This window comes from Cytobacillus sp. FSL H8-0458 (assembly GCF_038002165.1).
Classification (GTDB): Bacteria; Bacillota; Bacilli; order Bacillales; family Cytobacillaceae; genus Cytobacillus.
Genome location: NZ_JBBOBR010000001.1, coordinates 1233843 through 1244476, shown reverse-complemented (window position 1 = coordinate 1244476; position 10634 = coordinate 1233843). Strand labels below are relative to the sequence as shown.

The following is a 10634-nucleotide window of genomic DNA, read 5'->3' as shown; positions in this document are numbered from 1 at the left end:
TTTTCATGAAATACATATGTCAAAATATTTTAATTTTTTTTCCTGCTTCCAATGTATGTTTTATTAAAGAAGTGATTTCAACTGTATTGCTATTAATAAAAAAGTGATTACCATCAAAATTATAAAATTGGCATGATTTATCAGTATAACTTTTCCAATACCTGAGATTTTCCAGGGGAATGGTATCGCTTAATCCATTTAGAACAGATATATCGCATGATATTTTATTCTTTCGTTCCTTGTATTTATAAGTTTCAACCATTTTAAAATCACTTCTTAATAACGGAATAAATAGATCAAACAAATCATCATTATTTACCAGTTCTTCTGGTGTACCTCCTAATTCAACTATTTTCCTTTTAAATTCATTATTAGGTAAGCTGTGTATACTTTCATTTTTCTTGGTGCCAGGCGTCCTGTAACCCGAAAAGAAAATATGATTTGGCAGTTTAAACCCTAATTCATTAATTTTGTAATAAAGTTCATACGCCAATAAGCTGCCCATACTGTGTCCAAAAATCGCATATTCACTTACTTCCAATTTAGCTTTAATATGTTCGAATATATCTTCAATGGCTTCTTCCAGGCTGCTATAAAATGGCTCGTTGAATCTCCTTCCTCTCCCCTTTAAGGTTATTGGACATAGATTAATAGATTCGTTTAGATGATGCTCCCACTTATGGTAAATAGCTTCCGATCCTCCTGCATAAGGTAGACAAAATAAAATCATTAAGCTAACCCTCCATTTGAGACAAGATTATAATAATTAGTGATCAGGCTTTCCTGATTAATTAACGTAACTTTTTCTGGAAAAGTTCTATCTAATGAGCAAACCGCCAACTTATACTCACGGTCTATATCAAATAATTTAAAGTAATATCTGGTTTTGAACTCTCCTTTGGCAGAAGCCACCCTAATATGGTTATGATTTTTGATGATTGTGAATGTATCTAAAGGCATAGATAATCCAATACCGCAGCACTTTATAAAGCTTTCTTTTAATGTCCAAATATTATAGAACTTTTTCAAATTATTATGCTTATCGTTTTGAGTTATATACAGATACTCTGGTGAAGAGAAAAAGTCTTTTGCAATGGCTTCATAATCAATTTGATTAATTTTTTCAATGTCTATTCCAATTAGTGAATTACTGATAGCGCAAACTACATAATCTCCAGAGTGGGATATATTGAAATGGAACTTTGGATAACCTTTCAAAAAAGGTTTACCAAACTGGTTTTTATCAAAAGTCAAACTGTTATTGTCTATACGTAATCTATTAATCGCAACCGTCCTAATCAGTAATTCTCCAAGAAGACTTCGAATTCTATCCAACTTATTGGTATATTTCTCTAATGTGTATTTTTTTTCTGAAGAAAATGATGAGCAGATATTGTTCACTTCCTTCAGGCACATATCCCTAATCCTAACAGCGTATATCTCCATAGCTCCCTCTCAAGAAAACAAACTTAATTAATATTAATCATTAACACTAAATTATTACCTTTCTAATACTGAGCTGGCAGTTTTATTTACTGTGCTTATATTAAATTTGGGTAAAGCGATCATGTAAAAGAAACCTACAACTATCAAACAACCTCCTACCAGCCAATATAGTGATTCAACAGTTAAAATAACCGGGTAAAGTGCAGCAATAAAAAGAAGAGTTAAGGTTTGTGAAAACATCATTAAAGGATTAACACACCCTTGTACTCTTCCCATCATTTTTGGATCAACAATTTTAGGCATCCACCCTCCTATTGCGACATTTATCATAGGTATTGCAAGCGCCACTCCTGCAGTGCACAACATATAAAGCCATACATTATTTACTATGGAACTCAAAATAGTGGCTCCCCCTGCAGCCAGTAGAGCTGAAATTAAGATGGTCTGGAGCTTTAATTTATGTGAAAGACTTGACGCAAGTAAGCTTCCAGCCAAAACTCCCGACCCAAATACAAATCCCAATATTATAGATATCTCCTCATAATTTGTCGGGCTAAGCTTGTATTTTAAGATGAAAACCTGCATAACGGACAATCCTCCATTTAAAATACCGAATACAACAAACCCGGAAACCAGAGTAAGAAGTAGTTTGTGCCTTTTTATATAAAGTAAGCCCTCCTTGAAATCATCCAAAACAAGCCTAATTTTTAAATCCTTAAAAGAGTGTTTTCCATTCGGTAATCTGATGTCTTCCGAAATTCTGCATAAATGTATAAGTAGCCCGCTTGCAATGAAGCTTAATGCATCTATTAATATTGCTCCTTCTATACCAATTGACCAATAACTAATTATCCCGATTCCACTTCCGAAGAGTACAAACAAACTGGCAACCATTTGATTCAATCCAGCTGCGGCAGGATACTCTTTTTCGTCCAGTATGCCTTGTACAATTGATGATTGAGCTGGATAAAAAAAGCTTTTTACAGCCCCTCTAAGAAAAAGAAGCGTAAAGACTATTGGCATCACATCAATTACTAAGGCAAGGAGCATAAGGATGGATAATACAGCACAGATCCAGTCACAATTCTTGGCGACTCGCTGTCTGTCCAGGCGATCTGCAAATACACCTACAAGAAAGAAAACAGCTAAAGTGGGTAAAGATAGCATCAGTTCAGTCACAGTGGCATATGCTGGTTTTTCAGAATATCGATTAAGTAAATAAAACATAAGGGCAGTTATGCCAATTGTTCCTCCCATTTGGGATGTAAAGGATGCCAGGAATAATTTTAAAAAATTTCTATTTCCAAATAGAGCTATCATGGTTCTCATCAGAATTCCCCATTTCATAAAATCCTAAAAAACTCAAACAGCAATCCACCAATTATCTGAGATTAATTAGAATAACCTTTGCATCCCATATTATTACAGAAATGTAATTTAATTACTATACAGATATCGTCAATTGATGAATATGTCTTATTTTCCTATGTAACCATACTGGGCTAAATTACCTAAAAATTCAGTATTATTAATCGCACAAAAACACCTGACTTTATCAGATGTTTTGACTGGCTTAAAAATTTTTAGTCTTCTCTTTACGAGGAAGAATGTACCCTTCACCTTTTTCATATATAGCAAGGATGTTTTTAATAAATCCCAGCTTCGGTACAAGCCACTTGGATAAAAAAGCTGAAATAATGGCTATAATAGCTCCTGCAGCTATATCAAAAGGGTAATGCAGGCCTGCCCATATACGTGAGATTCCTACAATAAACGCAAGTAATATCCAGATCCATCCTGTTTTTTTGTGAACAAGCCAAAATGAGAAAGCAATTGAAAAAAATAAAATAGTATGGTCGCTGGGAAAAGAATTATCTACTGCATGATCTACAAGTTTGTTAACGTTTGGCAGAACAGCAAAAGGCTGATTATTGCCATAAAATAGGCCAGCAGCCTTCCCAATAATTTCAGCTGCAATGAAAGCAATCATAGCTTGAATGACCATCATCCTATTTTTATGTGTGCGGGTAAACCAGTATCCCAGCATCACTAGGGCTAAAACGAAAACTGTATATTCAGCAATCAGGATCACAGTTGAATCAAGAAATTGATATTCCTTACCTAAATCATTTACCATACGAAAAGCGGAAATGTTTATCTCCCAAAAAGACATTTTTGTAAACCTCCTATAATAAGTACATTTACACACTGAGGAACTAAATTTTAAAATCCCAGCTAAAGTATTAAAATATTTAATGTATATCTATTTTGTTAAAATAGATGAGTAATGAAACAAATCCAAAGATCGAAAACAAAGCAATTCCCATATAGGAGTACTCTGGAGGATAAGTAGGAAGAAGCGTGTTCATGGATATGTCTCCTGCTGCTGCCCAAGGAAACAACCCTCTATGTTCTGAATTAGCAGTCATGATATTTATCAGAGTGACCAATATGGTAAAGATTATTGTTGGCACGTAATTCTTTAAAACTACGGTAATTAAAACAATAGGCGTTGATAAAGCAAATAACAAAATGCCACCTAAAAGAAATTGCAGAAATGATTCTGAGATTAGCGATTTACTGAGACCTTGGAATTGCAGCAGCACACCTAGTATTAAAGTTAGCCCCCACGAAACTAGAGTTAAAAAGAGTATCCACATAAAAAGCAGCAGGAGTTTACTGAGAATGAGATTCACTCGTGAAACGGGTATTGTTAAAAGGTTTTTTAAAGTGTCATCCATATATTCCCGGTTAAAAATATAAGCAGCAACCACTCCATACAGCGGAACTCCAACTACTAGGATTGTGTATAAGTTTGCATTGCTGAAAAGTTCGTGAAATTCTATAATAGGAGAAGGCTTCTCTGTTTTCATCTGTATATAGGATGCGATGACTACCATAAGAGGTACTACTGAAGCTCCAACTGTACTTATTAGTTGCATCTTAGACCTTTTAAGTTTTAAAAACTCTGTATATAAGAGATTAACCAATGTTCCCACCTCCCACCAATTTTGTGAAATAATCTTCTAACCTGTCTTCACTGAGCATAATTTTATTTACTTCTATATCGTTCTGAACAAATAATTTATTGATAGCCCCCTGCTCTCCAATATGTGAAAAAATTCGAATGTTTCCCTCATCGTGTACTTCATAATCAAAAATCCGGAAATGACTTTCCAGAAGCATTGTAGCTTTGTTATCATTAGATACTTGAAATTCAAGGAATTTTCGGTTCTTCTTTCGGAGCTTATCAAATTCTGTTTCCTCTAATAACTTGCCCTCATGGATAATTCCCAAATGGTCCACTAATTGTTCAATTTCAGATAATATGTGGCTTGATATTAGAAGTGTAATCTTTCTTTCTTCAGCCAAGTTTTTAATTAGTCGTCTCATTTCTTTAATACCTATTGGGTCCAAGCCGTTCGTTGGTTCATCTAATATTAAGAGCTCTGGGTAATGTAAAAGAGATCTGGCGATGCCAAGTCTTTGTTTCATACCTAAAGAATATTTGCCCACAAGCTTTTGGGTTTCTTTTTCTAATCCTACAATCTCTAATGCTTCTTCAATTGCATTTTTTTTGTATACTCCGATAATTTTTGCGTTTATTTTAAGATTTTCTCTGGCTGTAAGGTTTCCATAGAAACCAGGTACTTCAACAATTGAGCCAATCCTTTTTAAAATACTTTTTTTATTTCTGGATAAATCTTCGCCAAATATCTCTATCTTCCCATGTGTAGGCTTTATTAAGCCCAATAACATTCGTATAGTCGTTGTTTTACCAGCACCATTTCTTCCCAGGAATCCGTATATATCCCCTTGTTTCACCGATATATTAAGATTATCAACCGACTTTTGTTTTCCATATATTTTTGTTAAATTCGTCGTTTTAATGATCTCTTGCATTTATTTAAGACCTACTTTCTTTTTGCTTATGTACTCATTATAGGAATGTATTTTTAACTGAGGATTAACTATTTCTTAACTATCTCTTAATTAATATAAATAGGGCAGACATTCACTTATAGCGTTTTTGGTCATTATTAAGATCCGGCAGAGTATAACACTTGCTAATTTGAAGCGTGTACCGAAGGAAGTAGAACGAGTATTGAAGAGTACAATCATCACACCGTTATCAATGGGGATTAAATAAAATGACCCCAGTACAATACCGGGATCATTTCTTAACCGCATTAGCGCTTTTTTTTTATCCGTAAATGGGGTACGTTTCTTTTCATTCTTCAAAATTCTCATCATAAATATCTTAAAATACGTTAAAGTGACCACCCTTCATTTATGTCTAATTATAACCTTTATCACCAAATGGCTGCAGTTCCTCCAGCCACTTTTCCTCCAGCTTCTCCAGAGCTTCCTTCTCGTTAAAATAGGGAACATCCTTCTTCTTCAGCTTCTCCAGAACGCTGATTTCAAAAGCCTCTTTCCCAAACTGATTCCATTCTTCCTGCAGCTCCCGATTAGGCATATAGCCGTTTGTTTCAAGTGAGAATCTGACCCCATTCAAGCTTTTTAAGTTATTCGTACTTTTAATGAAGATTTTATTGTTCACTGTATTCTTTATTTGATAAACCCCTGCTTCAATGGTCGTTTCTTTAAACTGCTGCTTTAATTCTCGTTTGCGTTCCATGTTAATCCCCCGTTTTTCTATTTTTTAATCCAATACTCGCTGCCATCGGGCTTTCGGTCTAAAAACCCATAATCGATCAAATACCTTCTGATCAAAGCATAGTCCTCATAAATGGCCTTTAGTGCATGTTTTAACTCTTTCTCTCCATATGAGTGTTCAGGCTTCAGCCGGCTGGCAATTTCCCGCAGCACAATCAGCCTTTGCTTCTCTCTTGGCGGAAACTTTGCGAGGGGCATACCGTCGCCCTCAGGGAAGTATTTCTTTAGGATTTTCTCCTGTTCCTCCCCTGTAATGTTGTAGCGGTCATCTACCATCGTGGCTGTTTTATGGACCGGCACGAACGCTGGTGCGTGCTCATCCTTTTCCTTCAGCAATTCCATGATCGCGAGGAAGGTCTTCGCCTGACGTTCCTTTTCTTTTAAGGCAAAGCGGTGATGGCGTATGGTTGAAGTGCTGCCCATGTCCAGTTCCTTCTGAATGTCCTTATCGCTTTTCCCCTGATAAAAAAGCTGCACAAGACTTTTCTGATGATCTGTGAGCCCTGTAAGCTTCTTATCCATTGAAAGCAGATAGTCAAAAATCGAAATATGCTCTGTTTCAATATGAATGCGCATATACCGTTCCGCATCGTAAAATCGATCTTTATATGGGTAGACAATCCCTTTTTCCGTCTTTTCCCCGCATAACAAGCAAGTGTATACTTCTTTTTCTTCAATGTAACCCTGCTTAATCTCCTCCAAAGAAGAGTTCCAGAATTGATTTGATAATTCCATTCGTTAAAACACATCCTATTTTTTTAAACAAAATTGTAATATGTTTGAGTTATATTAAACATATTAAAGTAATGTTTGATTTCAGTCAAACATTTCATAAACAAAATTTATTTTTGTTTTATTATTTACAAACAAAATAGGAAGCCGTTTATCTGACAGCAAAAATAAATAAAGACCTTCAACGGAAGAAGGCCTTTTCGTAAATTAGTATATTATCTATTTTCAAAGTCTCTATAATGAATGATCTCAGATAGAATTTTGCATCCATTGGCATTCTTAAACTCTGTTTTTGCTTCTTCCTTGGTGTCATACTCAAACATTTGAATCCCGTCCTGTAAAAAAAGCGTTAAAATCCACATATCGAATTCCTCCCTAGATAAAAGGATTCCTGAAGAATATGCACGATCCGGGGCGACGTTAATGCCTGCAGCAGAACAGGACTTTAATATCCTTTATTTTAAGAACAAATTAAAAGTAACCGTAATCAGCCAGCCGAGAGCAAAAGTAAGAGAAATATATGTACCGACATAAAGCAAAATCTCCGTCATGGTTCCTCCCCCAATACTGAATCTTTATTTTAGATGGGTTATTCTCGCTGCTTAGGATTTGAACAGTATTCATCTCCCTTCCTCTTAAAATAATGTCATTATATCAAGTGATGCTTAAAAAAATGTCGAACAATTGGAGCTTTGCCGAATTGTAAATAGAGTGTTAGCTTTCTTTAACAAAGGACATTTTTGTTTTATAAATGCAAAATAGGAAATGAATTTCCCAACAGCGAAATGTCCATTTAAAATTAATAAGTACCTTCCTCTTCTACGTACATAAGATAATTTATTGATAATAAAGAATATGAAGGGATTGAGGAAAATGTATTATACGCCCTATACTCATCAAAATCCTTATTATGCAAATGTACCAGCGCATACTTACGGAAATGCTGCTGGTTATTGGGCTTATCCCAATGATTTGGCATTCAGTTCTTATCGTTCATTTTATGGTGATAGCAGAGAAGTATTAAAAGATTATGGTTCTAACCCATTTGTTATAAATATCAATGAGGCCGCCAAACAGAACAACACGTATCGTACTGCTCTTTGGACAGGAAATCATTTGCAGGTTACACTAATGAGTCTTAATGCTGGTGAAGATATCGGATTGGAAATTCACCCTGATGTGGATCAATTCTTACGTATTGAACAAGGTCAGGGAATTGTTCAAATGGGCAAAAGTAAAGATAATTTAAGTTTCCAATGGAGAGTCTTCGATGACTCTGCTATTATGATACCTGCTGGAATGTGGCACAATTTCACAAACACAGGAAATGTTCCGTTGAAACTATACTCCATCTATGCCCCGCCAAACCATCCATTTGGTACCGTTCATAAAACGAAGGCAGATGCAATGGCTATGGAAGAAGGTCCCGCTAATGGAAATGGGAAAACAGCAACTTTCGGAAAGACACCAGATGAATGGGTAAGACATACGGAGTTTTTGGTAAAAGAAGGCTTGGAGGACGTTAAAAGAGGAATTAATATGACACACATTCTTCAAGAGTTTATTCTAATGGGAGTTCTTGTAGGGAAGGGGTATTCCCCTGAAAAAGCATATGAAACAGTAGAAGAATGGGAACGCACAGGAAAATCCAAACTTCTTCAGGAAAGCAAAAATATGTAGAGCACCGTATCAGATGGTTTTGTTAAAAAATAATATTATTTCCACTTGCATTTAAAACTCGCCGGTCATGACGTGACGAGTTTTTTTGTGTTATTTTAAGATATTTTAATTGTTCATTCGCTTGTCAATTTAGCTTTTTAAATTATACATGCAGCTCAAATAGAACCCTTTATGACAAATACCCCACTTTTCATTGTTCAGCTAATCTGCTCCGATAGTTCAATATCTAAAGTTTCAATTCCAATAATCAAGGCAATAACTCTCTCTTATTTAACTGAAAGGAGGAAATTAATTTGTTATTATCAAAAGCCTGGGAACTTTATGAATCAGAACGGCTGTAGAATAGGCGAAATTGTTTCTCTGGAAAAGAAGTGTATTAATGGTCAAATCGATCTGCCATAGCCCTTGGAAAGGGGGATAAGGAAAGAAAAGTTTATTTTAAAATACGGTGTGAAGTTTGGCTCAAACGATATTTAGCCCTTCGCCAGGATATAGACCCAGCTATTTTTGCTACTCAGTGGCAATAGAGTGAAAAGGCAACGGATTTTCCCGCTGCCTTTTACACTATTGCACCCGTTCGTAATATAAGGTTAGCCAGATATTTCTGGTTGACCTTTTAATTTTGGGTCTTATTATATAACGGTAGTCGGGGTAGAACGTCGCACCCGTGGGTTAAATCCCGTCAACTAAACTGTTCACCCCCTACTTGTATAAACATGTTTCAGGCTGGTTGGGACAAAGATCCCGTTTAACAAGCGAACCTATGACATTACAAGAAGCCTTAGGGGATACCGACAAATTGAGTTTTAGGAGGAGAAAAGCATGAATCCAGTCATTGGCCTGGATGTATCAAAAGGAGAGAGTCAGGTTCAAGCATTTTTAGACAAAGGCAAACCGTATCGGAAGAGCTTTAGTATCAAGCACAATACCGATGGTTTAGGTAGTTTATTAGAGTTCCTTCATGAAGTAGAAAGTTCAGCTGGTAGTCATCAGCCAACGGTGGTTTTAGAATCAACAGGACATTACCATTTTCCTGTAATTCAATTTCTTGAGGAGCAAAGTTTTGTTTATATTGTTGTCAATCCTCTTATCTCCCATCGAGCCAAAAGTTCGAGTTTGCGGAAGGTAAAAACAGATGCAATTGATGCTTACCACCTTTGCGAGCTGTTTTATAAAGAAGAGTTAGAGCCTTATAAAAAAAGAGGAATTCAACTTTTAAATCTTCGTAATCTAACAAGACAACAAGAAAGTATTGCCGAAGTATCAGCACAGACGAAAATACAGCTGCATACCCTTTTGGATCAGGTATTTCCTGAATATAGAGGAGTTTTTGGAAGTTTATATTCCAAAGTCTCATTGCTTACATTATTAGCATTTCCTACTTCAGAAGTAGTGTTAAGTGTGAGTGAAAGAGAAATAACAGAGAAAATAGCTTCGCTATGTATGAGTCGTTCAGATGCATGGGCAAACGAAAAGGCTAAAAAATTAAGGGAAGCAGCCCTTCGTAATCCGTTTCAAAACAACCTCTACCAGAGTAATATTTTTAATCTAGAGTTATTAGTCAAGATCGTTCTTCAATACCAAGAGCATCTATCTAAAATTGCAGTTGAAATAGATGCCCTCGCTAAAGAAATTGAAGAATATCATATACTTCAGTCTATCCCTGGAATTGGAGAGAAAATCGCCGCCACGATTATTTCCGAAATTGGTGAGATAGATCGGTTCAATGATGCCAAAAAGCTCGTTGCATTCGCTGGAGTGGATCCTAGTGTTTTCTCTTCTGGTAAGTTTACCGCATCAGTAAATCGAATTACCAAACGAGGTTCTAGCAGGCTTCGTCATGCCTTGTATATGGCTGTTCAAAGTGGTATTCGTGATGCTCGTAAAAAGAAAACAACTGATGAAATCATCGCACGCAATAAAAAATTAAGGGAGTTTTACGATAAGAAACGGGAAGAAGGAAAACCCTTTAGAGTAGCAGTTATTGCATGTGTTAATAAGCTCTTACATTGGATTTTTGCCTTACTAAAAAGCAGAACTATTTTCCAAGATACAGATTAAAAACTATATCTAACTAAATACAACAAAACCTTCCA

At 35.8% G+C, this 10634-nt stretch carries 11 protein-coding genes; 2 read left to right on the top strand and 9 right to left on the bottom strand.

From position 1 onward, the window contains the following. Positions 1-19: 19 nt before the first annotated feature. From NYE23_RS06295 to NYE23_RS06255, 9 genes are all read right to left on the bottom strand, one after another. A complete protein-coding gene (locus NYE23_RS06295; RefSeq protein ID WP_341076308.1) occupies positions 20-730 on the bottom strand; it encodes a thioesterase II family protein in 711 nt (236 codons plus the stop codon). Next, the gene (locus NYE23_RS06290) at positions 730-1446 is read right to left on the bottom strand and encodes a 4'-phosphopantetheinyl transferase family protein (protein WP_341076307.1); all 717 of its coding nucleotides are present in this window, start codon (positions 1444-1446) and stop codon (positions 730-732) included. The genes NYE23_RS06295 and NYE23_RS06290 overlap by 1 nt, the downstream gene beginning before the upstream one ends. A gap of 54 nt (positions 1447-1500) precedes the next feature. After that, positions 1501-2775 carry an MFS transporter gene (locus NYE23_RS06285; RefSeq protein ID WP_341076306.1) on the bottom strand — a complete coding sequence of 425 codons (1275 nt, stop codon included), beginning with the start codon at positions 2773-2775 and terminating at the stop codon, positions 1501-1503. A 244-nt stretch (positions 2776-3019) separates the two neighbouring features. Further along, positions 3020-3619, bottom strand: a complete 600-nt coding sequence (locus NYE23_RS06280; protein WP_341076305.1) for an undecaprenyl-diphosphatase — start codon at positions 3617-3619, stop codon at positions 3020-3022. Positions 3620-3698: 79 nt separating this feature from the next. Next, a complete protein-coding gene (locus NYE23_RS06275) occupies positions 3699-4436 on the bottom strand; it encodes an ABC transporter permease (RefSeq protein ID WP_341076303.1) in 738 nt (245 codons plus the stop codon). Then, positions 4429-5349 (bottom strand): ABC transporter ATP-binding protein, encoded by a 921-nt coding sequence (locus NYE23_RS06270; protein WP_341076302.1) that lies wholly within the window; start codon positions 5347-5349, stop codon positions 4429-4431. Before NYE23_RS06270 ends, NYE23_RS06275 begins: the two co-directional genes overlap by 8 nt. A gap of 394 nt (positions 5350-5743) precedes the next feature. Continuing rightward, complete coding sequence (locus NYE23_RS06265) at positions 5744-6088, bottom strand: GIY-YIG nuclease family protein (protein ID WP_341076300.1); 345 nt, start codon at positions 6086-6088, stop codon at positions 5744-5746. A 17-nt stretch (positions 6089-6105) separates the two neighbouring features. Further along, a complete protein-coding gene (locus tag NYE23_RS06260) occupies positions 6106-6861 on the bottom strand; it encodes a DUF2087 domain-containing protein (protein WP_341076299.1) in 756 nt (251 codons plus the stop codon). Between the two features lie 212 nt (positions 6862-7073). Further along, complete coding sequence (locus NYE23_RS06255) at positions 7074-7220, bottom strand: hypothetical protein (RefSeq protein WP_341076297.1); 147 nt, start codon at positions 7218-7220, stop codon at positions 7074-7076. Positions 7221-7731: 511 nt separating this feature from the next. On the opposite strand from NYE23_RS06255, the gene NYE23_RS06250 reads away from it, so the two are divergent. Then, complete coding sequence (locus NYE23_RS06250; protein WP_341076295.1) at positions 7732-8538, top strand: cupin domain-containing protein; 807 nt, start codon at positions 7732-7734, stop codon at positions 8536-8538. Between the two features lie 822 nt (positions 8539-9360). After that, entirely contained in the window at positions 9361-10599 is a 1239-nt protein-coding gene (locus NYE23_RS06245; RefSeq protein ID WP_341076294.1) for an IS110 family transposase, read from the top strand. Positions 10600-10634 lie beyond the last annotated feature (35 nt).

Coding starts and splice junctions, on each gene's coding strand:
- NYE23_RS06295 (WP_341076308.1), bottom strand. CDS start 730: ATGATTTTATTTTGTCTACCTTATGCAGGAGGATCGGAAGCTATTTAC.
- NYE23_RS06290 (WP_341076307.1), bottom strand. CDS start 1,446: ATGGAGATATACGCTGTTAGGATTAGGGATATGTGCCTGAAGGAAGTG.
- NYE23_RS06285 (WP_341076306.1), bottom strand. CDS start 2,775: ATGAGAACCATGATAGCTCTATTTGGAAATAGAAATTTTTTAAAATTA.
- NYE23_RS06280 (WP_341076305.1), bottom strand. CDS start 3,619: ATGTCTTTTTGGGAGATAAACATTTCCGCTTTTCGTATGGTAAATGAT.
- NYE23_RS06270 (WP_341076302.1), bottom strand. CDS start 5,349: ATGCAAGAGATCATTAAAACGACGAATTTAACAAAAATATATGGAAAA.
- NYE23_RS06265 (WP_341076300.1), bottom strand. CDS start 6,088: ATGGAACGCAAACGAGAATTAAAGCAGCAGTTTAAAGAAACGACCATT.
- NYE23_RS06260 (WP_341076299.1), bottom strand. CDS start 6,861: ATGGAATTATCAAATCAATTCTGGAACTCTTCTTTGGAGGAGATTAAG.
- NYE23_RS06255 (WP_341076297.1), bottom strand. CDS start 7,220: ATGTGGATTTTAACGCTTTTTTTACAGGACGGGATTCAAATGTTTGAG.
- NYE23_RS06250 (WP_341076295.1), top strand. CDS start 7,732: ATGTATTATACGCCCTATACTCATCAAAATCCTTATTATGCAAATGTA.
- NYE23_RS06245 (WP_341076294.1), top strand. CDS start 9,361: ATGAATCCAGTCATTGGCCTGGATGTATCAAAAGGAGAGAGTCAGGTT.